This is a genomic window from Streptomyces cyaneofuscatus (assembly GCF_033109485.1).
In the GTDB taxonomy this organism is placed as follows: Bacteria; Actinomycetota; Actinomycetes; order Streptomycetales; family Streptomycetaceae; genus Streptomyces; species Streptomyces cyaneofuscatus.
The window spans coordinates 6,840,987-6,862,645 of record NZ_CP137002.1; the positions used below are offsets into that span (position 1 = coordinate 6,840,987).

At 71.9% G+C, this 21,659-nt stretch carries 21 protein-coding genes; 11 read left to right on the forward strand and 10 right to left on the reverse strand.

From position 1 onward, the window contains the following. The first annotated feature begins 126 nt into the window (after nucleotides 1-126). Nucleotides 127-615 (forward strand): redox-sensitive transcriptional activator SoxR, encoded by a 489-nt coding sequence (gene soxR, locus R2B67_RS30155; RefSeq protein WP_018515413.1) that lies wholly within the window; start codon nucleotides 127-129, stop codon nucleotides 613-615. Nucleotides 616-636: 21 nt separating this feature from the next. Here the strand turns inward: soxR and R2B67_RS30160 are convergent, their stop codons facing one another. Continuing rightward, entirely contained in the window at nucleotides 637-1,359 is a 723-nt protein-coding gene (locus R2B67_RS30160) for a 3-keto-5-aminohexanoate cleavage protein (protein ID WP_317822427.1), read from the reverse strand. A 63-nt stretch (nucleotides 1,360-1,422) separates the two neighbouring features. Continuing rightward, complete coding sequence (locus tag R2B67_RS30165) at nucleotides 1,423-2,046, reverse strand: hypothetical protein (RefSeq protein WP_317822429.1); 624 nt, start codon at nucleotides 2,044-2,046, stop codon at nucleotides 1,423-1,425. A gap of 279 nt (nucleotides 2,047-2,325) precedes the next feature. On the opposite strand from R2B67_RS30165, the gene R2B67_RS30170 reads away from it, so the two are divergent. Further along, a complete protein-coding gene (locus R2B67_RS30170) occupies nucleotides 2,326-2,808 on the forward strand; it encodes a GNAT family N-acetyltransferase (RefSeq protein ID WP_317822430.1) in 483 nt (160 codons plus the stop codon). A 77-nt stretch (nucleotides 2,809-2,885) separates the two neighbouring features. On the opposite strand, the gene R2B67_RS30175 is transcribed toward R2B67_RS30170, so the two are convergent. Continuing rightward, nucleotides 2,886-4,151 carry an exo-beta-N-acetylmuramidase NamZ family protein gene (locus R2B67_RS30175; protein ID WP_317822431.1) on the reverse strand — a complete coding sequence of 422 codons (1,266 nt, stop codon included), beginning with the start codon at nucleotides 4,149-4,151 and terminating at the stop codon, nucleotides 2,886-2,888. A 199-nt stretch (nucleotides 4,152-4,350) separates the two neighbouring features. Here R2B67_RS30175 and R2B67_RS30180 point away from each other — a divergent pair, with 199 nt between their 5' ends. The 4 genes from R2B67_RS30180 (at nucleotide 4,351) to R2B67_RS30195 (ending at nucleotide 9,067) form a co-directional block, all read left to right on the forward strand. Next, nucleotides 4,351-5,124 (forward strand): SDR family oxidoreductase, encoded by a 774-nt coding sequence (locus R2B67_RS30180; protein ID WP_317822433.1) that lies wholly within the window; start codon nucleotides 4,351-4,353, stop codon nucleotides 5,122-5,124. Further along, nucleotides 5,121-6,806, forward strand: coding sequence for an AMP-binding protein (locus tag R2B67_RS30185; protein ID WP_317822435.1), 1,686 nt, complete (start codon nucleotides 5,121-5,123; stop codon nucleotides 6,804-6,806). The genes R2B67_RS30180 and R2B67_RS30185 overlap by 4 nt, the downstream gene beginning before the upstream one ends. A 49-nt stretch (nucleotides 6,807-6,855) precedes the next feature. Further along, nucleotides 6,856-7,449: a TetR/AcrR family transcriptional regulator gene (locus tag R2B67_RS30190; RefSeq protein ID WP_018515406.1), complete on the forward strand. Its 594-nt coding sequence runs from the start codon at nucleotides 6,856-6,858 to the stop codon at nucleotides 7,447-7,449. A 280-nt stretch (nucleotides 7,450-7,729) separates the two neighbouring features. Next, on the forward strand, nucleotides 7,730-9,067 hold the full coding sequence (locus R2B67_RS30195) for a M28 family metallopeptidase (protein ID WP_317822436.1): 1,338 nt from the start codon (nucleotides 7,730-7,732) through the stop codon (nucleotides 9,065-9,067). A gap of 55 nt (nucleotides 9,068-9,122) precedes the next feature. On the opposite strand, the gene R2B67_RS30200 is transcribed toward R2B67_RS30195, so the two are convergent. Further along, nucleotides 9,123-10,337, reverse strand: coding sequence for an acyl-CoA dehydrogenase family protein (locus tag R2B67_RS30200; RefSeq protein ID WP_317822438.1), 1,215 nt, complete (start codon nucleotides 10,335-10,337; stop codon nucleotides 9,123-9,125). A 6-nt stretch (nucleotides 10,338-10,343) separates the two neighbouring features. Continuing rightward, nucleotides 10,344-11,366 (reverse strand): phosphotransferase family protein, encoded by a 1,023-nt coding sequence (locus tag R2B67_RS30205; protein WP_317822439.1) that lies wholly within the window; start codon nucleotides 11,364-11,366, stop codon nucleotides 10,344-10,346. A gap of 144 nt (nucleotides 11,367-11,510) precedes the next feature. Here R2B67_RS30205 and R2B67_RS30210 point away from each other — a divergent pair, with 144 nt between their 5' ends. Beyond that, the gene (locus R2B67_RS30210; protein ID WP_317822440.1) at nucleotides 11,511-12,803 is read left to right on the forward strand and encodes a glucarate dehydratase family protein; all 1,293 of its coding nucleotides are present in this window, start codon (nucleotides 11,511-11,513) and stop codon (nucleotides 12,801-12,803) included. Nucleotides 12,804-12,859: 56 nt separating this feature from the next. Further along, nucleotides 12,860-13,795, forward strand: coding sequence for an NADP-dependent oxidoreductase (locus R2B67_RS30215; protein ID WP_317822441.1), 936 nt, complete (start codon nucleotides 12,860-12,862; stop codon nucleotides 13,793-13,795). Nucleotides 13,796-13,812: 17 nt separating this feature from the next. Here the strand turns inward: R2B67_RS30215 and R2B67_RS30220 are convergent, their stop codons facing one another. The 3 genes from R2B67_RS30220 to R2B67_RS30230 are packed head-to-tail and all read right to left on the reverse strand — an operon-like array spanning nucleotide 13,813 to nucleotide 15,050. Continuing rightward, nucleotides 13,813-14,130: a DUF202 domain-containing protein gene (locus R2B67_RS30220; RefSeq protein WP_317822442.1), complete on the reverse strand. Its 318-nt coding sequence runs from the start codon at nucleotides 14,128-14,130 to the stop codon at nucleotides 13,813-13,815. Beyond that, nucleotides 14,127-14,522 (reverse strand): YidH family protein, encoded by a 396-nt coding sequence (locus R2B67_RS30225; RefSeq protein ID WP_018515399.1) that lies wholly within the window; start codon nucleotides 14,520-14,522, stop codon nucleotides 14,127-14,129. Before R2B67_RS30225 ends, R2B67_RS30220 begins: the two co-directional genes overlap by 4 nt. Before the next feature lie 18 nt (nucleotides 14,523-14,540). Beyond that, entirely contained in the window at nucleotides 14,541-15,050 is a 510-nt protein-coding gene (locus R2B67_RS30230) for an NUDIX hydrolase (protein ID WP_317822445.1), read from the reverse strand. A gap of 119 nt (nucleotides 15,051-15,169) precedes the next feature. On the opposite strand from R2B67_RS30230, the gene R2B67_RS30235 reads away from it, so the two are divergent. Next, a complete protein-coding gene (locus R2B67_RS30235) occupies nucleotides 15,170-16,822 on the forward strand; it encodes an FAD-binding dehydrogenase (RefSeq protein WP_317822446.1) in 1,653 nt (550 codons plus the stop codon). 105 nt (nucleotides 16,823-16,927) lie between these two features. Here the strand turns inward: R2B67_RS30235 and R2B67_RS30240 are convergent, their stop codons facing one another. After that, complete coding sequence (locus R2B67_RS30240; protein ID WP_317822447.1) at nucleotides 16,928-17,371, reverse strand: ASCH domain-containing protein; 444 nt, start codon at nucleotides 17,369-17,371, stop codon at nucleotides 16,928-16,930. A 204-nt stretch (nucleotides 17,372-17,575) separates the two neighbouring features. Here R2B67_RS30240 and R2B67_RS30245 point away from each other — a divergent pair, with 204 nt between their 5' ends. Continuing rightward, nucleotides 17,576-18,547 (forward strand): hypothetical protein, encoded by a 972-nt coding sequence (locus tag R2B67_RS30245; protein WP_237325058.1) that lies wholly within the window; start codon nucleotides 17,576-17,578, stop codon nucleotides 18,545-18,547. Between the two features lie 52 nt (nucleotides 18,548-18,599). Then, complete coding sequence (locus tag R2B67_RS30250; protein ID WP_317822448.1) at nucleotides 18,600-20,180, forward strand: APC family permease; 1,581 nt, start codon at nucleotides 18,600-18,602, stop codon at nucleotides 20,178-20,180. Between the two features lie 78 nt (nucleotides 20,181-20,258). Here the strand turns inward: R2B67_RS30250 and R2B67_RS30255 are convergent, their stop codons facing one another. Then, nucleotides 20,259-21,656, reverse strand: a complete 1,398-nt coding sequence (locus R2B67_RS30255; protein WP_317822449.1) for a GntP family permease — start codon at nucleotides 21,654-21,656, stop codon at nucleotides 20,259-20,261. Nucleotides 21,657-21,659 lie beyond the last annotated feature (3 nt).

Consider the following 21,659-nt stretch of genomic DNA (forward strand, 5'->3'; position numbering starts at 1 on the left):
CCCTGCCTTCCGGCTCGCCGCGCCGTCCGGCGCGATGTCTAAGCGCTTGCTCAGCATCGTTGCGCGGTGGCTTCCTGTCAACGATTCCGGGGTGGCGTCCGCCGGGGGAGCAGTAGGGTCTGAGGAGTGCCACAGATCCCACAGACACTCCACGAACTCTCGGTCGGCCAGCTCTCGGCGCGCAGCGGCGCCGCGGTCTCCGCTCTGCACTTCTACGAGTCCAAGGGCCTGATCAGCAGCCGCCGCACCAGCGGCAACCAGCGCCGCTACTCGCGTGACGCCCTGCGCCGCGTCGCTTTCGTACGGGCGGCGCAGCGGGTCGGTATCCCGCTGGCCACGATCCGGGACGCCCTCGCCGCACTGCCCGAGGAGCGCACACCGAACCGGGAGGACTGGGCCCGCCTCTCGGAGGCCTGGCGCCGGGAACTCGACGAGCGGATCACGCAGTTGCACCGGCTGCGCGACCATCTCACCGACTGCATCGGCTGCGGCTGCCTGTCGCTGGAGACCTGTGTGCTGTCCAACCCCGACGACATCTCCGGCGAGCGGATCACCGGCTCGCGCCTGATGCCCGAGCGCAGGCAGGACCCGGCGGAGGAGCAGGAGCACGGCTGACCCGGAGCCCTCCGGCCTGGATCAGGCCGTGCTCGTCCGCCGTAACCGCACCGCCGCGGTGACCAGTTCCGCGTTCGACCGCGCGGGGCGGCCGTCCGGCAGCACCGTCACGTCCTCCGCGCCGATCCGTGTCGCCAGGCCGAGCCGGAAGGCCAGCGCCGCCACCGGCCACGCGCCGCCGTCCTCCCCGTGGAGCAGCACCGGGCGGCCGTGCGCGGTGCCCACCTCGGCGAGGAGCAGCCGGGCCGAGCCGGTCGCCGTGGCCGGGTCGGTGTCGGTGACCTCGGCCAGCACCCGCAGGACCCGGGACGCCAGGGGGGACCGGCGGAAGAGGCGGTGCCCCTCCGTGCCCGACCAGAGCCCGGCCTCCACGCCCACGCCGCGCTCCAGCAGTGCGGCGGCCAGCTCCTCGGCGCCCGGCTCGTGCCAGTTGACCGAGGCGTGGTCGGGCAGCACCGACCACTCCCGTACGCGCTCGACCCGGCGCCGCGGATCCGGCTCGGCCCAGGCGCCCGTCGTCACCCCGACCGGGACGCGCACCGCCGCCCGTATCGCCGTCAGCGTCGCGGCCACCACCCGGGGCGAGAGCGTGTCCTGCCCGCAGGGGGTCCGCGGATGCACATGGATGTCGGTGGCACCGGCGGCGACGGCCTCGGCCGCCGACCGGGCCAGCGCTTCGGGGGACAGGGGTACGGCCGCCGAGGCATCCGCACCACGCCGGCCGTTCAGGCAGACCTGGATCATGTCCCCGATGGTGACATCCGCCACTGACAACGGGCCTGGGCGCGTCCACAGGGGCTCGGAGCCCTACGCCGCTGCCGCCGCGGCGAGCCTCCGGTGCCGTACCAGCCGGGCCCTGGCCAGCGTGCGGTCCGTCAGCACCGGCTGCGGCACCGCGATCCCGCACGCCGTGCACACCGGACCGGACCACGGTTCGTGCCCGCGCTGCCGCTCCTGGCGCCACTCGATCCCGGTGTCCGCACAGACCGGGCAGGTGGAGCCGGGCCCGGAGCCGAGCGCCGTGATCAGCCGGCGCAGCACCTCGGCGAGCGGCTCGCTCGGGTGCACCTCCGGATCCGCGCAGCGCGCCACCCCGTGGCCGCCCCAGGTCCGGCGGTGCCAGTCGTCGAAGGCACCGGGCCGCCGCAGGCCCTCGTGCTTCTCGCGCCGCCGCCGCTCGGCGAACCCCGCCTCGTAGGCGAGCCAGATCGCCCGCGCCTCCTCCAGCTCCTCCAGGGCGCCCAGCAGGCGCGCCGGATCGGGTGCCCGGTCCTCGGGATCGATCCCGTGCCGGGCGCACAGATGGTCCCAGGTTGCCCGGTGACCGTAGGGGGCGAACCTCTCCAGGCACTTGCGCAGCGAGTACCGCCGCAGTGCCAGATCACCCAGTGGATCGCGGACCTGTCTCGCTAGACTCCGGAATCCGGCCATGTCTGCCACCTCCGTCGTTCGTCCATCGGCGTCAAGGAGTGGACGTACGCCTGCCCGTTTCGGCTCCATCGAAAGATGGAAACCGTCCATTGGCTGAGACTGCCCATGTCGGACGGGGACGGCGGACGGAAGCGGAACGGCGCGCGGACGGGTGGTGCGAGGGCGCGCGGCCGTGCGAGGGCCTGTCGGCGCTCCGGCACCCGGAGACCGTTCGCCCCGCCATCCCCTGACCGGGAAATGGGTGGCAGAAGCCCAGGCGGGTGCGGTTGGGTTCCCCGTATGACAGCAGTCTCCCCCCACCTGGAAAAGGTCACGGCCGACACGGTGCTCGACGCCTGTCGGCTGGAAGTCGCTCCCGCGCAGCGAAAGTTCGTCTCGCCGGTCGCGCAGTCCTTGGCCGAGGCCTATGTGCATCCCGATGTCGCCTGGCCCCGGCTGATCTGTGACGGTGACCGCATCGTGGGCTTCGTGATGGCCTTCTTCGACGCCACGTTCGACTATGACGCCGGTGTTCCGGACGCCCCGAAGCGCTCCGGCCTCTGGCGGCTGGCCATAGCCGCCGGGGAGCAGGGCCGGGGGTACGGGCGGTTCGCCGTGGGCGCGGTGAACGAGGAGATCCGCCGCAGGGGCGGGACGGTCTCGACCGTGACCTGGCATCCCGGCGAGGGCGGCCCGGAGGAGTTCTACCTCAAGCTCGGCTACCGCAAGCGGGGCCTGACCGACGACGGCGATTACCTCGGCGACATGGACCTCACGGGCTGAGAGGGGCAGGCCGGGGCGCGTTCGTGCGATCGCCCCGGCCCCGCCCGCGCTACGGGGGAGCCCCGGCCCCGCCCGCGCTACCCCCCGTACCGCAGATACCTCCGCCGCTTCGCCCGGAACGCCGACAGGTCCCGCTGCCAGGCCTGTACGACCGCGTCGGTGTCCGCGCCCGCGTCGATCATCGTGCGGACCCGGGTGTTCCCGGTGAGCTTGTCGATCCAGTTGTCCGGCCGCCAGGCGAACCCGCTCCACGTCCGCTTCGCCGTCACCAGCAGGGCGATCCCGGTCCGGACCGGGTCGAAGACCTCGCGGTCCTGGACGTGCACCTGCACCCCGCCCACCGTCTTCCCCTGGAACTTGGAGAACGTCGGCGCGAAGTACGCCTCCCGGAAGGCGACCCCCGGCAGCCGCAGCGCGTTCACGGCGGCCGCCCAGCGGTGGTCGATGCCCTCCGCGCCCAGCAGCTCGAAGGGGCGTGTGGTGCCCCGGCCCTCGGAGAGGTTCGTGCCCTCGAAGAGACAGGTGCCGGAGTAGACGAGGGCCGTCTCCGGCGTCGGCATGTTCGGGCTCGGCGGCACCCACGGCAGCCCGGTGTCGTCGAAGAAGTCCGAGCGCCGCCACCCCGACATCGTCACCACCTCAAGCCGCGCCGGGTTCGCGTGCAGGAACTCCGTGTTGAAGAACAGCGCCAGCTCCGCCACCGTCATCCCGTGCGCCTGGGCGATCTCCCGGCGGCCGACGAACGTGGCGAACGCCGGATCCAGCACAGGCCCCGACGCCGCCCGCCCGGTCACCGGGTTCGGCCGGTCCAGCACCACCAGGCGCTTGCCCGCGAGCGCGGCCGCCTCCATGCAGTCGTACAGCGTCCAGATGTACGTGTAGAAGCGCGCGCCCGCGTCCTGGATGTCGAAGAGCACCGTGTCCACGCCCGACGCGGTGAAGATGTCCGCGAGCGGCTGCCCGCTCTTGAGGTACGTGTCGAAGACCGGCAGCCCGGTGGCCGGGTCGTCGTACCGCCCCTCCGAGCCGCCGGCCTGCGCGGTGCCCCGGAAGCCGTGCTCGGGGCCGAAGACGGCGGTCAGGTTCACCCGGTCGTCGGGGTGCATCACGTCGACGATGTGCCGGACGTCGACGGTGATGCCGGTCGGGTTGGTGACGACGCCGACCTTCTGGCCCCGCAGCAGCCGGTAGCCGTCGGCCGCCAGCCGGTCGAATCCGGTACGGACCCGGCCGCGCCCGGATCCCCGTGCGGCAGCGGCGGCTCCACCGGTGCCGGCCGCCGTCGCCGCGAGCGCTCCCACGGCGCCTCCCGCGGCCAGCACACCACGTCGGGACAGGCTCATTCCGCTACCTCCATGATCGCGCCGACTGTCATGGCCACGCACGCTAGCGCGGGCGCGGGCCGCACGGAACGACCCGGGCCGCGCCGATTCCGCGAGCCGGACGGCGCCCCGCGCCCACCTGCCCCGGAGCCCTTCCCGACCCTTCCCCCATCACATACCGACCGGTTAGTCTGCCGGTGCAGACGGACCGAGAGGCGGGATGGCGATGGATACGGTGCAGGACGCCGGCGTGGTGGTCACGGGAGCCGGAGGCGGCATCGGCGCCGCTCTGGCCCGCAGGTTCGCCGAGCAGGGCGCGCGGGTCGTCGTCAACGACCTCGACCTCGCGCGCATCGAGCCGCTCGCGAAGGAGATCGGCGGCCTCGCCGTCGCCGGGGACGCCTCGGGCGTCGTGGAGGCGGCCCGGGACGCGCTGGGCGGCACGGTGGACGTCTACTGCGCCAACGCCGGACTCGCCTCGCCCGGTGACGCGTTCGCCGACGAGGAGATCTGGGCCGCCGCCTGGGACGTCAACGTGATGGCCCACGTCCGGGCGGCCAGGGCCCTGCTGCCGCAGTGGCTGGAGCGCGGCAGCGGGCGCTTCGTCACCACCGCCTCCGCCGCCGGACTGCTGACGATGATCGGCGCGGCCCCCTACAGCGTCACCAAGCACGGGGCGGTCGCCTTCGCCGAGTGGCTCTCGCTCACCTACCGCCACCGCGGCATCAAGGTGCACGCCATCTGCCCGCAGGGCGTACGGACGGACATGCTCACCGCCGCCGGTTCGGCCGGTGAGCTGGTGCTCGCCCCCGGGGCGATCGAGCCGGACGCCGTCGCCGACGCGCTGTTCGACGCGATGGCGGCCGACCGCTTCCTGGTCCTGCCGCACCCGGAGGTCGCCGGCTACTACCAGGCGCGCGCCGCCGACCCCGACCGGTGGATCGGCAACATGAACCGCCTCCAGCAGAAGTGGGAGGAGGTGAGCGGCGCATGACCGACACCGGGTCCGCCCCCTCCCACTACGCCGCCCAGCCCTGGCTCGCCCTCCTCAGCGACGCCCAGCGCGCCGAGGTGCACCCCGCCGAGACCGTGCTCCACGCCTTCCGGGACACGGTCGCCCGGGCCCCCGAGGACCACCCCGCCCTCGCCTACTTCGACGGCCGCCTGACCTACCGCGAGACCGACACGCTCTCCGACTCGGTGGCCGGACACCTCGCCGCCCGGGGCCTGCGGCGCGGCGACCGGGTCGCGATCATGCTCCAGAACAGCCCGCACTTCGTCCTCGCGCTCCTCGGCGCGTGGAAGGCCGGGGCCACCGTCGTACCGCTCAATCCGATGTACAAGTCCGGCGAGGTCGGGCACGTGCTGAAGGACGCCGGGGTCACCGCGCTGATCTGCTCGGACCGGGCCTGGGCGGCGTATCTGCGGGAGACCGCCGAAGCCGCCCCGGACCTCACCATCGCCCTGACCGCCTGCGAACTGGACCTCCAGAGCGTCGACGACCCCCGCGTCCTCGGCTTCGAGCGGCCCCCCGCCCCCGGCCCCGACGACCTCGCCGACGACCTGCTCACCGTCGCCCGGGCCGGCCACGCGCCTCCGGGCGGCCGGGAGCTCACCGCCGGCGACGTGGCGCTGATCAGCTACACCTCCGGGACCAGTGGCACCCCCAAGGGCGCCATGAACTCCCACGCCAACATCATGGTGAACGCCGAGCGGCAGCGCACCGGGCACCCCGTCGCCGAGGGCTCCGCCTACTTCGCGCTCGCCCCGCTCTTCCACATCACCGGCATGGTCTGCCAGCTCGCCGCCTGTATCGCCAACGCGGGCACCCTGGTCCTGGCCTACCGCTTCGAGGCGGGCGTCGTCCTCGACGCCTTCGCCGCCCACCGCCCCGCCTACACCGTCGGCCCCTCCACCGCCTTCATGGCCCTGGCCGCCCACCCGGACGTCACCCCGGACCACTTCGCCTCCTTCCAGGTGATCTCCTCCGGCGGCGCCCCGCTGCCGCCCGCACTGGTGGAGAAGTTCCGCGCCGGCTTCGGCCCGTACATCCGCAACGGCTACGGCCTCACCGAGTGCACCGCCCCCTGCGCCTCCGTCCCGCCCGAGCGCGAGGCCCCGGTGGACCCGGTCTCCGGCACCCTCTCCGTCGGCGTGCCCGGCCCCGACACCGTCGTACGGATCCTCGACGAGAGCGGGCAGGAGGTGCCCTTCGGGGAGCAGGGCGAGATCGCGGTGCGCGGCCCCCAGGTCGTCTCCGGCTACTGGAACCTCCCCGAGGCCACCGAGGCCGCCTTCCCGGACGGCGAGCTGCGCACCGGTGACATCGGGTTCATGGACGCGGCGGGGTGGCTCTACGTCGTCGACCGCAAGAAGGACATGATCAACGCCTCCGGGTTCAAGGTCTGGCCCCGCGAGGTGGAGGACGTCCTGTACACCCACCCGGCGGTGCGCGAGGCGGCCGTCGTGGGCGTGCCCGACGCGTACCGGGGGGAGACCGTACGCGCCTATGTCAGTCTGCGTCCGGGCACAACCGTCGAACCGGGCGAGCTGGGGACGTACTGCAAGGAAAGGCTCGCCGCGTACAAGTATCCGCGCGAGGTGGAGATCCTGGCCGAGCTGCCGAAGACGGCGAGTGGGAAGATCCTCAGGCGGGAACTGCGTTCCTCCCGTTAGAACCTCGTCGAAACAGCGAACGCACGGTATGAAAGGCAGGTGGCGGCTCATGGCCAAGGCGACGGAGCAGAACGGCACGCCCGTCCCCCAGAGGCTGCTGGCCGCCGCCACCCGGCTCTTCGCCGAGCGCGGGTACGACCGCACCTCGGTGCAGGAGATCGTCGAGGCGGCGGGCGTCACCAAGGGGGCGCTCTACCACTACTTCGGCTCCAAGGAGGACCTCCTCCAGGAGGTCTACGCCCGGGTGCTGCGGCTCCAGCAGGAGCGGCTCGACGCCTTCGCGGACGCCGACGCCCCCGTCGAGCAGCGGCTGCGCGACGCGGCCGCCGACGTGGTCGTCACGACCATCGACAACCTGGACGACGCCGCGATCTTCTTCCGCTCCATGCACCACCTGAGCCCGGAGAAGAACAAGCAGGTACGGGTGGAGCGCCGCCGCTACCACGAGCGGTTCCGGGCGCTGATCGAGGAGGGCCAGCGCAGCGGGGTGTTCTCCACCGCCACCCCCGCCGACCTGGTGGTCGACTACCACTTCGGCTCGGTCCACCACCTCTCCACCTGGTACCGCCCGGACGGCCCGCTCAGCCGTGAGCAGGTCGCCGGCCACCTCGCGGATCTGCTGCTGCGGGCCCTGCGCCCGTAACACCGCCCTGGCGCCCGTAACACCGCCCTGTTCGACACCGCCCTGTTCAGGGCCGGTTGAACACGTCCAAACGCCGATATGTGTTCGTTAATGGAACTGACATGTCCGCTTTCCGCTCTTGACGGAACACTGTCACCTCATTGACCATCGGTCACGCATCGCACGGGCCACCGGCCCCGCGGTGCGCACCACCAGCTCCAGGACCCGGCCGTACGTTCCACGCGGCCGGGTGCCCCCCGCACGTTCCGTCAGTCCCCGAACGGAATCCGGAGCCCCATCGATGAGACCGAACCGACTCACCCTGCGCAGATCCCCGGCGGCCGTCGCCGCCGTCGCCCTCGCAGCCCTTCTCGGGACCGCCGCGCCCACCGCGCAGGCCGCCCCGGCGACGACCACGGCGACCGCCGCCGTCGCAGCACCCGACATACCCCTGGCCAACGTCAAGGGCCACCTCACGCAGTTCTCGACGATCGCCGCCAACAACGGCGGCAACCGCGCCCACGGCCGCCCCGGCTACAAGGCGTCCGTCGACTACGTGAAGGCCAAGCTCGACGCGGCCGGATACACCACGTCCATCCAGCAGTTCACCTCCAGCGGCGCCACCGGCTACAACCTGATAGCCGACTGGCCCGGCGGCGACCCGAACAAGGTCGTCTTCGCCGGAGCCCACCTGGACTCCGTCTCCTCCGGCGCCGGGATCAACGACAACGCCTCCGGCTCGGCCGCCGTCCTGGAGACCGCCCTCGCCGTCTCACGCGCCGGCTACCAGCCCGACAAGCACCTGCGGTTCGCCTGGTGGGGTGCGGAGGAGCTGGGCCTGATCGGCTCCAAGTACTACGTCAACAACCTGCCGGCCGCCGAGCGTTCGAAGATCTCCGGCTACCTCAACTTCGACATGATCGGCTCGCCGAACGCGGGCTACTTCGTCTACGACGACGACCCGGTCATCGAGAAGACCTTCAAGGACTACTTCGCGGGCATCGGCGTGCCCACCGAGATCGAGACCGAGGGCGACGGCCGCTCCGACCACGCCCCGTTCAAGTCGGCGGGCGTCCCCGTCGGCGGCCTCTTCACCGGCGCCAGCCGCACCAAGACCGCGGCCCAGGTGCAGAAGTGGGGAGGGACGCAGGGCCAGGCCTTCGACCGCTGCTACCACTCCTCCTGCGACACCACGGCGAACATCAACGACACCGCCCTGGACCGCAACAGCGACGCCGCCGCCCACGCCATCTGGACCCTCTCCGCGGGCTCCACGGGCGAGCCGCCCACCGGCACCGTCTTCTCCAACGACGCCGACGTCGCCATCCCGGACGCCGGGGCGGCCGTGACCTCCTCGGTCACCGTCTCCGGCCGGACCGGCAACGCCCCCGCCGCACTCCAGGTCGGCGTGGACATCAAGCACACCTACCGCGGTGACCTCGTCATCGACCTGCTGGCACCGGACGGCGCCGCCTTCCGGCTGAAGAACTCCAGCAGCGGTGATTCGGCGGACAACGTCATCACGACGTACACCGTCAACGCCTCCGCCAAGGCGGCCAACGGCGTCTGGAAGCTCCGGGTGCAGGACATCGCCCGGCAGGACACCGGCTACATCGACAGCTGGAAGCTCACCTTCTGACCCTCACGTGACACCGGTGCGGCCCGCTCCCCAGGAGCGGGCCGCACCCGGTTTCTCACACGTACCGCTTGATCTCCCGCCGGGCCAGCGACCGCTGGTGCACCTCGTCCGGCCCGTCCGCCAGCCGCAGCGTCCGCGCCGACGCCCACAGCTCCGCCAGCGGGAAGTCCTGGCTCACCCCGCCCGCCCCGTGCAGCTGCACCGCGGAGTCCAGGATCTCCACCACCGCGCGCGGGGTGGCGATCTTGATGGCCTGGATCTCGGTGTGCGCGCCCTTGTTGCCCACCGTGTCCATCAGCCAGGCCGTCTTCAGCACCAGCAGCCGCAGCTGCTCCACCGTCACCCGGGCGTCCGCGATCCAGTTCTGCACGACGCCCTGCTGGGCGAGCGGCTTGCCGAACGCCGTACGGTCCACCGCCCGGCGGCACATCAGCTCGATGGCCCGCTCCGCCATCCCGATCAGCCGCATGCAGTGGTGGATCCGCCCCGGACCCAGCCGCGCCTGCGCGATGGCGAAACCGCCGCCCTCCTCACCGATCAGGTTCGCCGCGGGCACCCGTACGTCGTGGAAGACCACCTCGGCGTGGCCGCCGTGGGAGTGGTCCTCGTACCCGTACACCTGCATGGCGCGCCGCACTTCGAGACCGGGGGTGTCGCGCGGCACCAGGATCATCGACTGCTGGCGGCGGAGGTCATCGCCGTCCGGGTCGGTCTTGCCCATCACGATGAAGACCGCGCAGTCCGGGTTCATCGCCCCGGAGATGTACCACTTGCGGCCGTTGATGACGTACGAGTCACCGTCCCGCACGATCCGGGTCTCGATGTTCGTCGCGTCGGAGGAGGCCACATCCGGCTCCGTCATCGCGAAGGCGGAGCGGATCTCCCCGGCCAGCAGCGGCTCCAGCCACTGCTTCTTCTGCTCGTCGGTGGCGAACTGGAAGAGCACCTCCATGTTCCCGGTGTCCGGGGCCGCGCAGTTCAGCGCGGTCGGCGCGAGGTGCGGGGCGCGGCCGGTGATCTCCGCGAGCGGCGCGTACTGGAGGTTCGTCAGCCCGGCCCCGTACTCCGCGTCGGGCAGGAAGAGGTTCCACAGTCCCTGCCGCCGCGCCTCGGCCTTCAGCTCACCGACCACGGCCGGGGTGTCCCACGGCGAGGCGAGCAGCGCCCGCTGTTCGTGGTCGGTCTTCTCGGCCGGGTAGACGTAGTCGTCCATGAAGGCGAGCAGCCTGCTCCGCAGCTCCTCGGTACGGGCGTCGAATGCGAAGTCCATGGGGGGTCAGCCTTCCTGGAGGGTGGTGAGGCCGTGCTCGATGAAGACCGGGACCAGATCGCCGATCTGGTCGAAGCCCGCGCCGACGGTCTGGCCGAGGGTGTAGCGGTAGTGGATGCCCTCCAGGATCACGGCGAGCTTGAACCAGGCGAACGCGGTGTACCAGGAGATGGCGGAGGTGTCCCGGCCCGACCCGGCGGCGTACCGCTCGATCAGCTCGGCGGGGGAGGGGTGCCCGGCGGCGCCGCTGGTGGTGGAGACGGGGGAGTGCGGCAGATCGAGGTCGGAGCTGTACATCACGAGGAGCCCGAGGTCGGTCAGCGGATCGCCCAGGGTGGACATCTCCCAGTCCAGGACCGCGTTGATGCGGTCGTCCGGGCCGAGCAGGACGTTGTCCAGGCGGTAGTCGCCGTGGACGACGGTGGGTGCGGGGGAGGCGGGCAGCTCACGGCCCAGCGATGCGTGCAGCTCGTCGATGCCGGCCAGGTCGCGGTTGCGGGAGGCGTCCAGCTGCTTGCCCCAGCGCCGCAGCTGCCGGTCCAGGAACCCTTCCGGCCGCCCGAAGTCCCCGAGCCCCACCGCTTCCGGGTCCACCGCGTGCAGGTCGACCAGTGTGTCGACGAGGGCGAGGACGGCGGCCCGGGTGCGCTCGGGGCCCAGCGGGGCGAGCTGTTCGGCGGTGCGGTACGGGACGCCCTCGACGTGCTCCATGACGTAGAAGGGCGCCCCGAGCACCGCGTCGTCCTCGCAGAGGAGCACCGGCTCCGGCACCGGGACGGCGGTGGGGTACAGGGCGCTGATCACCCGGTGCTCGCGCTTCATGTCGTGCGCGGTGGCCAGCACATGGCCCAGCGGCGGTCTGCGCACCACCCAGCGGCCGGTCCCGTCGGTGACGGTGTACGTCAGGTTCGAGCGGCCGCCCTCGATGAGCCGCGCTTCGAGGGGTCCGCTCACCAGCCCCGGCCGCTCGCGGTCGAGATGGCCGCGCAGCAGCTCCGGGTCGAGACCTGGCGGGGGGACTGGGCTCATGGTGGCGTACCTCCGGGCGACTACGGACTGGTCGGAACCATGATGCCGACCAGTCGGTATGTCGTCCAGTGCCCTTCGGGATCTGCCGCCCCGGAAGCCGTCCGGACCCTGGTAATGAAACGCACCTCTGAATACAGTTCACGTATGAACACAGCTCTGGCGATCGAAGACATCCGGCTCACCCCGGTCCTCGTGTCCGATCCGCCTCTGCTGAACACGCAGGGCGTCCACCAGCCGTACACCCCGCGCCTGATCGTGGAGGTCGTCACCCGGGGCGGAACCACCGGCGTGGGGGAGACGTACGGCGACGGCGCCTACCTGGAGCCCGCGCGTTCCCTCGCCGAGGCGCTCCCGGGCCGTGCGGTCACCGATCTGAACGGGCTGTTCGCCCTGGCCGACGAGGTGTGCGACGGATCGCATGCCGCAGTCGACGACCGGGTGGACGCCGGCGGGCTGCGCGGCGTCAGGAACGCCGGGAAGATCCGCCTCTCCGTCGTCTCCGCCTTCGAGGTGGCCTGCCTGGACGCCCTCGGCAAGACGCTCGGCCTGCCCGTGCACGCCCTGCTCGGCGGGAAGGTCCGTGACTCCGTCGAGTACAGTGCGTACCTCTTCTACCGCTGGGCCCACCACCCGCAGGGCGGCGAACGCGACGACTGGGGCGCGGCCCTCGACCCGGCGGGCATCGTCGCCCAGGCCCGCCGCTTCGCGGACACGTACGGCTTCGCCTCCTTCAAGCTCAAGGGCGGTGTCTTCCCGCCCGACCAGGAGATCGCCGCGATCCGCGCCCTGGCCGAGGCCTTCCCTGGCCGCCCGCTCCGCCTGGACCCCAACGGCGCCTGGTCCGTCCCCACCTCGCTGTACGTGGCCGACCAGCTCACGGGCGTCCTCGAATACCTGGAGGACCCCACCAGCGGTACGGAGTCCATGGCCGCCGTCTCCGCCGCCACCGACGTCCCGCTCGCCACCAACATGTGCGTCACCACCCTCGCCGAGGTCCCGGAGGCCTTCGCCACCGACGCCGTACAGATCGTCCTCGGCGACCACCACTACTGGGGCGGCCTCCACCGCACCCGCGAACTCGCCGCCCTGTGCCGTACGTTCGGCGTCGGGCTCTCCATGCACTCCAACACCCACCTCGGCATCAGCCTCGCCGCGATGACCCACGTGGCCGCCACCGTGCCCGGCCTCGCGTACGCCTGCGACAGCCACTACCCCTGGCAGACCGAGGACGTCATCACCGAACGCCATACCTTCACCGACGGCCGGCTCCCCGTCTCCGACGTGCCCGGCCTCGGCGTCGAGCTGGACCGCGACCGCCTGGCCGCCCTGCACCGCCGCTGGCTGGAGGACGACGGCACCCACCGCGAGCGCGACGACGCGGCCGCGATGCGCAGGGGCGACCCGGAGTGGGTGGCGCCGGCGATCCCCCGCTGGTGAGGGAGTGGCCCGCGCTCTGAGTTGCGGCGACCCTGACCTGCGCCGAAGGTCGAGGGATGAAGGCGATCAGCTACAGCGCGTACGGCTCGGCCGATGTCCTGGAGTACGGCGAGCGGCCCGACCCCAAGGTCGGCCCCGACTCCGTGCTGGTGAAGGTGCGGGCGGCCGCCGTCAACCCGGTCGACTGGAAGGCCCGCGAGGGCTACCTCCAGGGCGGCCTCGACGCCGTCTTCCCGGTGATCCCCGGCTGGGACGTCTCCGGGGTGGTCGTGCAACCGGGCATCGCCGTCGACGAGTTCGGGGTCGGGGACGAGGTGATCGGCTACGTCCGCGAGGACTTCCTCTCCCGCGGTACGTTCGCCGAGTACGTCGCCGCCCCCGTCCGCACCCTCGCCCGCAAGCCCCTCTCCCTGAGCTTCGAGGAGGCCGCGGGCCTGCCGCTGGCCGGGCTCACCGCGTACCAGGTGCTGCACCGCACCCTGAAGATCCGCGACGGCGACACCGTCCTGGTCCACGCGGCGGCGGGCGGCGTCGGCTCGCTCGCCGTGCAGATCGCCCGCCACACCGGCTGCCGGGTCGTCGGCACCGCGAGCGCCCGCAACCACGACCACGTACGGAGCCTCGGCGCCGAACCCGTGGAGTACGGGGACGGACTCGCCGACCGGCTGCGGGAGCTGGTCCCCGAGGGCTTCGACGCGGCCTTCGACACGGTGGGCGGCGAGGCGCTGCGGGTCTCGGCCGAGACCCTCGCCGAGGGCGGCCGGCTCGCCTCGATCGCCGACAGCGAGGTCTTCTCCTACGGCGGCCGCTACGCCTTCGTCCGGCCCGACGCCGCCGACCTGGCGCAGCTCGCGGAGCTGGCCGAACGGGGCATCGTCACCGTCCATGTGGACCGGGTCTTCCCGCTGGAGCAGGCGGCCGAGGCGTACCGCCTCAACCAGGAGGGACGTACGCGCGGCAAGATCGTGGTCAGGGTGGACTGGGACGGCTGAGAGAGCACGGGCCGCGCTCAGAACAGCATGGCCACCGCGAACACCGCGAACGCCACCGTGCACAGCGCCGCCGCCAGCGCCCCGCGCGGCGCGAGCGGCTCCGGCCGCGCGACCCCCAGCCGCCGAACCCTCAGGTGCGCCACCGCCAGGAGCCCCAGCCAGGCCACCGCCGTCAGCGCCACCGCCACCAGCACGGCCGGGGACACACCGCTGTGCAGCGCCTGCCGCCCGGCGAGCAAAGCCACCACCGTGGCGGACAGCGTCGTACGCCGCCACGCGAGCCGGGTCCGCTCGGGCTGGAGCCCGGGGTCCCGGTCGTGTACCGCCGCCGTCACCGGCCCTCCCAGCCGAAGAGGACCACCACCACCATCGCCACGGCCACGACCGCCACCACGATCCCCAGCACCGTCGGGAACCGGGAGACCGGCAGATCCTCCCCGCGCCGCATCGCCCGCTCGCACCGCACCCAGTGGTTGACCGCCCGCAGCGCGCACAGCACCCCCGCGGCGAGCAGCCCCAGGGCGAGCCCCGCCCGGACGCCCCAGGCCAGCTCCGGCAGGAACTGGTCCACGGCGAAGCCCCCGCCGATCAGGGCCAGCGCGGTCCGGATCCAGGCGAGGAACGTCCGCTCGTTGGCCAGGGAGAACCGGTAGTCGGGAGTGGCCCCCTCGTCCCGGATCCGCTGCGGCGCGAACCACAGGCGTACGCTCTGCGCGATCTTGTTCACACAGGGCACCTTACGAGGTCAGAGCGCCCGGAACTCCTTCAGCCGCCGGTACGCCTCCACCCCGTCCGGCACCCACGGCCACGCACCGAGACGCTCCTCCAGCTCCTTCTCGTCCAGGAAGGCGTGCCAGGCGACCTCCTCGGCCTGAGGGGCCACCGGAAGCTCGCACCGCACCTGGTAGACGGCCGACCACCAGGAGTGCTTCTCATCGGTGTAGAGGAACCGGAACAGCGGCTCGGGCATCGGCAGCCCCGAGACCCCCAGCTCCTCCTCCGCCTCGCGCAGCGCCGCCTCGTCGTAGGACTCGCCCGCGCCCACCACCCCGCCCACGAACATGTCGTAGTGCGAGGGGAACAGCAGCTTGCTTGCCGTCCGGCGGTGGACGAAGAGACGCCCCTGCGCATCGCGCGCCTCGATGAAGACACAGCGGTGGCGCAGGCCCCGCGCGGTCGCCTCGCCGCGCGGGGCCTGCCCGATGACCTCGTCTCTCTCGTCGACGATGTCCAGGATCTCGTCAGAAGGCGTCATGCGTTTCATCCAACAGCACCGGGGTGGTTGACGTGGCAGCGGCCGGTACCCAAGATCTGACGCACGGGTAACTTGAACGTTTCTCACCCCCCTGAGCCTCCCCGAACAGGATGGAACCCATGGCGTACGACGCTGATGTGATCGTGATCGGGGCAGGGCTCGCCGGACTCGTGGCCACCGCCGAACTGGTCGACGCCGGCCGTTCCGTGATCGTTCTCGACCAGGAGCCCGAGCAGTCCATCGGCGGGCAGGCCCACTGGTCCTTCGGCGGCCTCTTCCTCGTCGACTCGCCCGAGCAGCGCCGGCTGCGGATCAAGGACAGCCGCGAACTGGCCCTCCAGGACTGGTACGGCACCGCCGGGTTCGACCGCAAGGAGGACCACTGGCCGAAGAAGTGGGCCGAGGCCTACGTCGACTTCGCGGCCGGCGAGAAGCGCTCCTGGCTGCACCAGCAGGGGCTGCGGATCTTCCCGGTGGTCGGCTGGGCGGAGCGCGGCGGCTACGACGCGACCGGCCACGGCAACTCCGTACCCCGCTTCCACATCACCTGGGGCACCGGCCCCGGCGTCGTCGCCCCCTTCGAGCGGCGGGTCCGCGAGGGCGTCGCCAAGGGGCTCGTCCAACTGAGGTTCCGCCACCGCGTCACCGGCCTGGGCCGCACCGCCGGGGCGCTGGACACGCTCACCGGCGAGATCCTGGAGCCGAGCGCGGCCGATCGAGGCACCGCCAGCAGCCGTGAGGCCACCGGCACCTTCGAGCTGAAGGCCCAGGCGGTGATCGTCACCTCCGGAGGCATCGGCGGCAACCACGACCTGGTCCGCTCCCAGTGGCCCGAGCGCCTCGGCACCCCGCCCGAGAAGCTGCTCTCCGGCGTTCCCGCCCATGTCGACGGGCTGATGCTGGGCATCGCCGAGGAGGCGGGCGCCCACCACATCAACCGGGACCGGATGTGGCACTACACCGAGGGCATCGAGAACTGGAACCCGATCTGGTCCAAGCACGCCATCCGCATCCTGCCCGGCCCCTCCTCCCTCTGGCTGGACGCCCGCGGCAAGCGGCTGCCGGTCCCGCTCTTCCCCGGCTTCGACACGCTCGGCACCCTCGAACACATCATGCGCTCCGGCCACGGCTACACCTGGTTCGTCCTCAACCAGCGGATCATCGGCAAGGAGTTCGCCCTCTCGGGCTCCGAGCAGAACCCGGACCTGACCGGCAAGTCGGTACGTGACGTGATCGGCCGGGCCCGCGCGGACGTGCCCGCACCGGTGAAGGCGTTCATGGACCACGGCGCGGACTTCGTGGTGGAGAAGGACCTCGACGCCCTGGTCCGGGGCATGAACGCGGTCAGCGGCGACGGCCTGATCGACGCGGCCGAGCTGCGCCGTGAGATCACCGCCCGGGACCGCGAGATCGCCAACCCCTTCACCAAGGACCTCCAGGTCACCGCGATCTACGGCGCCCGCGCCTACCTCGGCGACCGCCTGATCCGTACGGCGAAACCGCACCGCATCCTGGACCCGGCGGCGGGCCCGCTCATCGCCGTACGCCTCAACATCCTGACCCGTAAGTCCCTGGGCGGCCTGGAGACGGACCTCTCCTCCCAGGTCCTGACCGCGGACGGCACCCCGCTCCCCGGCCTGTACGCGGCGGGCGAGGCGGCGGGCTTCGGCGGCGGCGGAGTCCACGGCTACCGCTCGCTGGAGGGCACGTTCCTGGGCGGCTGCATCTTCTCGGGCCGAGCAGCGGGAAGGGCGGCGGCGAAAGCCCTCTGAGCCCCTGCGGCTCGTTCAAGCCCCTCCGGCGATTGAGGAGCGGGGCCCGGGGCAGCGCCCCGGAGCTTCACCCGGCCGAAGGCCCGCCCGCGCACCCCCGGGGCCTCACCCGCAGGAGGCCCCACCCTCCAACACCTCCACCACCCGAAACCGCTCGGCCACGATCATCGTCCCGTCATCCACCGTGAACGACGGATCCCCCATCGCCTCCCGCATCTCCTCCCCGTGCCAGAACGCCTCGTGCCCCGCACGCCATTCGGCCACCGACCGGTACCCCTCGCCCTCGTCCAGCGCATGCTGGAGATCGACCTCCCCGAGCGGCAGCACCCGCACCTCGGTCAACTCCACCACCGCCACCTCCCGCCCCTCCGAGTCGATCAGCGCGGACCGTTCGCCCACCGGCGGAAGCTCCTCGCCCTCCAGCTCGTACTCGGCCAACAGCCCTGAGGTGGACACCTTTTCACCGGAGAGGACCGCCGCCACCAGCCGGTCGCGCAACGGGCCGGGAAAGGCGAGAAGGAAGGGGGCGAGAGGTTCGCGAGGTTCCATACCCTCAGTGTGTCAGGCGTCACTCCGCACCCGCCCACCCCACCCGCACGCTGGGCAAACACCTCTCCCAGCCCGACGACTTCCGGCCAACTATCCGGAAAGGGAGAGCAGTTGGTAGAGACCACCTCTTGACTCGGAGCATTCCCTACCGCTTTGCTGTGCGCGATCATCTGCTCGCACACCGCGTCGAAAGAAGTCTGCGGCATGTCCCCGCCTCCGCCGCCCCTGGGCCGCTCCCGCCGCCGGGGCGGCCGCTCGGACCACGCCTTCGACCCGGCCCTGGACGACCGCGAACTCATCGACGCCCGCAGCCAGTTCACCCAGGGCCGCTGGGGCGACGCCCGCGCCCTGCTGGTGACCACCGGGAACGACTGGGACCGCCGGGGACACCGCGTCCTGGGCCTCGCCGAGATCCCCTCCGCCGTGGACTGGGCCAGCGACTGGCTGCTCGCCGAACCCGAGAGCGCCGACGCCTCCACCCTCCTCGGCTGCGCCTGTGTCGTACGGGCCCTGCGCCCCAAGGCCAAGGCCGACGACGCCGCCCGCGCCCGGCAGGCCTGTCTCGCCGCCGCCCGGATCACCCCCGACGACCCCACCCCGTGGCTGGCCCTGCTCCTCCTGGACCGGGGCCGCGACGACGGCGGTGACGAGACCGGCCGGCTCTTCGAGGAGGTCCGCTCCCGTCACCCCGAGCACCACCACGCCCACCACGTGATGACCGCGCAACTGGCCGAGAGCCGCCCCGAAAGCGGCCAGGACCCGCTGCACGAGGTGTACGACTTCGCCGCCTGGGCCGCCGAACAGGCCCCGGCCGACTCGCCGCTCGCGGTGCTCCCGGTCGTCGCCCACGCCGAGCGCTACCGCGTACTCGTGGCGGCCGGCAGCGAACCGGACGACCCGGTGGCGTCCGGGCACTGGTCGGGGCGGCGGGCCCGGCAGGTGATGAAGGCGGCCTTCGACTGGTGGCTGGAGTGGGAGCGCGAGGACCACCCCCGCCACCGCGTCGACCTCAACTTCCTGGCCCACGCCAAGGTCTGCGAGGGCCGGACCGCCGAGGCCGCCGCCCTCTTCCACCGCATCGGCCCGCACGCCACGGCCGCCCCCTGGTCGTACTCCGGCCGCGACCCGTACGCCGCGTTCACCGCCGCCCGGGACCACGCACTCGGCACCCCCTGACGCACCCACGCACGCCCGAGAACCGAAGACCGAAGAAGGGACCACCCCCGCCATGTCGACGGGCAGTTCATTTCCAGGCAAGACCCGGCAGACCGGCACCACCAGGCTGACGGGCGATACCGGCGGGATCAACACCTACAAGGGTGAGGAACGCGCCCTGCGGGCGAACCGCCTCGGCACCCCCGGCCTGCTCCTCTCCGTGCTCGCCGCCAGCGCCCCCCTGATGGTGGTCGCCGGAGTGATGCCCACGGTCTTCGGCGTGATGGGCATCGTCGGCCAGCCCCTGCTCTTCGTGATCCTCGGCGCCGTCCTGATGCTGTTCAGCTTCGGTTACGCGGAGATGAGCCGGCACGTCCACAACGCGGGCGCCTTCTACGCGTACATCGCCCGCGGCCTCGGCCCGACCGCCGGTGCCGGAGCCTCGCTGGTGGCGCTGGTGGCGTACAGCGCGATGCAGGTCGGCATCTACGGGATCCTCGGCTTCGAGGTCTCCGTCATCCTCTCCACGTACGCCGGCATCGACGTGCAGTGGTGGATCCCCGCACTGATCTCGGTGGTCGTGGTCGGCATCCTCGGCTGGCTGAAGATCGACCTCAACGCCAAGGTGCTCGGTGTCCTGCTGGTCATCGAGTGCCTGCTCGTCGTGATCTTCGACATCGCCGCCGTCTCCGAGCCGGGCCCCGAGGGGCTGTCGTTCGCGGCGTTCAACCCGCAGACCCTCACCGGCGCCGGGCTCTCCACCGCGCTCTGCTTCTGCATCGCCGCGTTCGTCGGCTTCGAGCAGGCCCCGGTCTACGCCGAGGAGACCAGCCGCCCGCAGATCGTGGTCTCCCGCGTGATGTTCCTCGCGGTGGGCTACGCGGCGCTGTTCCTCGCCATCAGCTCCTGGGCCCTGACGGTCGCCGCCGGACCCGGCTTCATCGCCGACACCTCCCTGAAGGAGGGCCCGGGCATGCTGTTCGGCCTGACCGAGGAGCGGCTCGGCTCGACCTTCACCGACGTCCTGCACATCCTCTTCGTCACCGGCATGTTCGCCGCGCTCCTCAGCTTCCACAACGTGGTCGCCCGCTACGCGTTCGCCATGGGCCGCGAGGGCCTGCTGCCCGCCCGCTTCGGCCGTACCAACCGCGCGAGCGGCGCCCCCGGCATCGGCTCGCTGCTCCAGTCCGTCATCTCCGTCGTCATCGTGCTGGCCTTCGCCTTCAGCGACGACAACCACATCGGCGACCCCACCGTCCCCGTCCTGCGCCTGTTCACCTGGATGGGCAACGTCGGCGCGCTCGGCGTCATCCTGCTGATGGCCGCCGCCTCCTTCGCCGTCATCGCCTTCTTCGTCAAGCGCGGCGCGGGCCGCGCCCAGGCCCCGCGCCTGGTCGCCTCCGGCCTCGCCGGGATCGCGCTGCTGTCGATCGCCGTCTTCACCGTCCGCGACTTCGACGTCCTCGTGGGCTCCGGCGACGGATCTGCCCTCAACTGGCTGCTGCCCGGAGTGATCGTCCTCGCCCTGATCGGCGGGCTCGTCTACGGAGCGGTCCTGCGCAAGGCCAAGCCCGAGGTGCACGCCCGAATCGGCCTCGGCAACGAGGCGTTCCAGCTGGAGAAGGCGGCCGAGAGCGATTCCACCCGCCGCTGACCACCTCGTACGTACGTGAGAGCGCCCGCCCCGGTACGGAACCGGGGCGGGCGCTCTCCCTCTGAGCGGGGGAGGGGGCTACAGCAACAGCGACAGCGGCAGGATGAAGGCGATCGCGACCACCGAGATGATGGTCTCCATCACCGACCAGGTCTTCACGGTCTGGCCGACGTCCATCCCGAAGTACTCCTTCACCAGCCAGAACCCGGCGTCGTTCACATGGCTGAAGAAGAGCGAACCGGCACCGATGGCCAGCACCAGCAGAGCCGCGTGCGAGGTCGACATGTCGGCCGCGAGCGGGGCGACCAGACCGGCGGCGGAGATCGTGGCGACCGTGGCCGAGCCGGTGGCGAGGCGGATCGCGACGGCGATCAGCCAGCCGAGCAGCAGGGCGGGGATCGACCAGTTCTCGGAGAAGTCCAGGATCATCTGGCCGACCCCGGCGTCGATCAGCGTCTGCTTGAAGCCACCGCCGGCGCCGACGATCAGCAGGATCCCGGCGATCGGGGCGAGCGACTTCTCCACCGTCCCGGCGAGCCTGCCCTTGGTGAACCCGGCGGCCCGGCCGAGGGTGAACATCCCGAGCAGGACGGCGGCGAGCAGGGCGATAAGCGGCGAGCCGACCACATCCGTCACCCGCTGGACGCTGTTCTCCGGGTCGTCGACGACGATCTCGACGAGCGCCTTCAGCAGCATCAGCACGACCGGCAGCAGGATCGTCACCAGCGTGGCGGCGAAGCTGGGACGGCGGTCCAGCTCCTCGGACGGCCGCTGCGGGATCATCTTCTCCGGCGGCTCGATGTCCACCCAGCGCGCGGCGTACCGGGCGAAGACCGGTCCGGCGATGATCACGGTCGGGATGGCGACCAGCACACCGAGCGCCAGCGTCACACCGAGGTTGGCGTCCAGCGCGTCGATCGCGACCAGCGGGCCGGGGTGCGGCGGGATGAGCCCGTGCATCACGGAGAGTCCGGCCAGCGCCGGGATGCCGATCCGCATGAGGGAGAAGTTGCCGCGCTTGGCGACGAGCAGCACCACCGGGATCATCAGCACGATCCCGACCTCGAAGAAGAGCGGCAGCCCGATGATCGAGGCGATGAGGACCATCGCCCACGGCATGGCCCCCCGGCTCGCCTTCGCCAGGATGGTGTCGACGATCTGGTCGGCCCCGCCGGAGTCGGCGAGCAGCTTGCCCAGGATGGCGCCGAGGGCGATGAGGACACCGACGCTCGCGACGGTGGAGCCGAGGCCCGCGGTGAAGCTGGCGATCGTGTCGGCCGGGGCCGCTCCCGCGAAGGAGCCGAGCGCCAGCGAACCGATGGTCAGCGCCAGGAACGCGTGCATCTTGAGCTTGGTGATCAGGAGAACGATGACGGCGATGCCCGCCAGTACGGCGATGCCCAACTGCGCGTTGCCTGCCGAAGTGATCGGTTCGGCGGCGTCCGCTGCCAGCATCTCGACGCTGAGACTGGTCACGGT

Bases quoted from the DNA above. Each gene is read 5' to 3' on its own strand.
- R2B67_RS30160 (WP_317822427.1), bottom strand. From the start codon at position 1,359: ATGATCCAGGTCTGCCTGAACGGCCGGCGTGGTGCGGATGCCTCGGCG.
- R2B67_RS30165 (WP_317822429.1), bottom strand. From the start codon at position 2,046: ATGGCCGGATTCCGGAGTCTAGCGAGACAGGTCCGCGATCCACTGGGT.
- R2B67_RS30170 (WP_317822430.1), top strand. From the start codon at position 2,326: ATGACAGCAGTCTCCCCCCACCTGGAAAAGGTCACGGCCGACACGGTG.
- R2B67_RS30175 (WP_317822431.1), bottom strand. From the start codon at position 4,151: ATGAGCCTGTCCCGACGTGGTGTGCTGGCCGCGGGAGGCGCCGTGGGA.
- R2B67_RS30180 (WP_317822433.1), top strand. From the start codon at position 4,351: ATGGCGATGGATACGGTGCAGGACGCCGGCGTGGTGGTCACGGGAGCC.
- R2B67_RS30185 (WP_317822435.1), top strand. From the start codon at position 5,121: ATGACCGACACCGGGTCCGCCCCCTCCCACTACGCCGCCCAGCCCTGG.
- R2B67_RS30190 (WP_018515406.1), top strand. From the start codon at position 6,856: ATGGCCAAGGCGACGGAGCAGAACGGCACGCCCGTCCCCCAGAGGCTG.
- R2B67_RS30195 (WP_317822436.1), top strand. From the start codon at position 7,730: ATGAGACCGAACCGACTCACCCTGCGCAGATCCCCGGCGGCCGTCGCC.
- R2B67_RS30200 (WP_317822438.1), bottom strand. From the start codon at position 10,337: ATGGACTTCGCATTCGACGCCCGTACCGAGGAGCTGCGGAGCAGGCTG.
- R2B67_RS30205 (WP_317822439.1), bottom strand. From the start codon at position 11,366: ATGAGCCCAGTCCCCCCGCCAGGTCTCGACCCGGAGCTGCTGCGCGGC.
- R2B67_RS30210 (WP_317822440.1), top strand. From the start codon at position 11,511: ATGAACACAGCTCTGGCGATCGAAGACATCCGGCTCACCCCGGTCCTC.
- R2B67_RS30215 (WP_317822441.1), top strand. From the start codon at position 12,860: ATGAAGGCGATCAGCTACAGCGCGTACGGCTCGGCCGATGTCCTGGAG.
- R2B67_RS30230 (WP_317822445.1), bottom strand. From the start codon at position 15,050: ATGACGCCTTCTGACGAGATCCTGGACATCGTCGACGAGAGAGACGAG.
- R2B67_RS30235 (WP_317822446.1), top strand. From the start codon at position 15,170: ATGGCGTACGACGCTGATGTGATCGTGATCGGGGCAGGGCTCGCCGGA.
- R2B67_RS30240 (WP_317822447.1), bottom strand. From the start codon at position 17,371: ATGGAACCTCGCGAACCTCTCGCCCCCTTCCTTCTCGCCTTTCCCGGC.
- R2B67_RS30245 (WP_237325058.1), top strand. From the start codon at position 17,576: ATGTCCCCGCCTCCGCCGCCCCTGGGCCGCTCCCGCCGCCGGGGCGGC.
- R2B67_RS30250 (WP_317822448.1), top strand. From the start codon at position 18,600: ATGTCGACGGGCAGTTCATTTCCAGGCAAGACCCGGCAGACCGGCACC.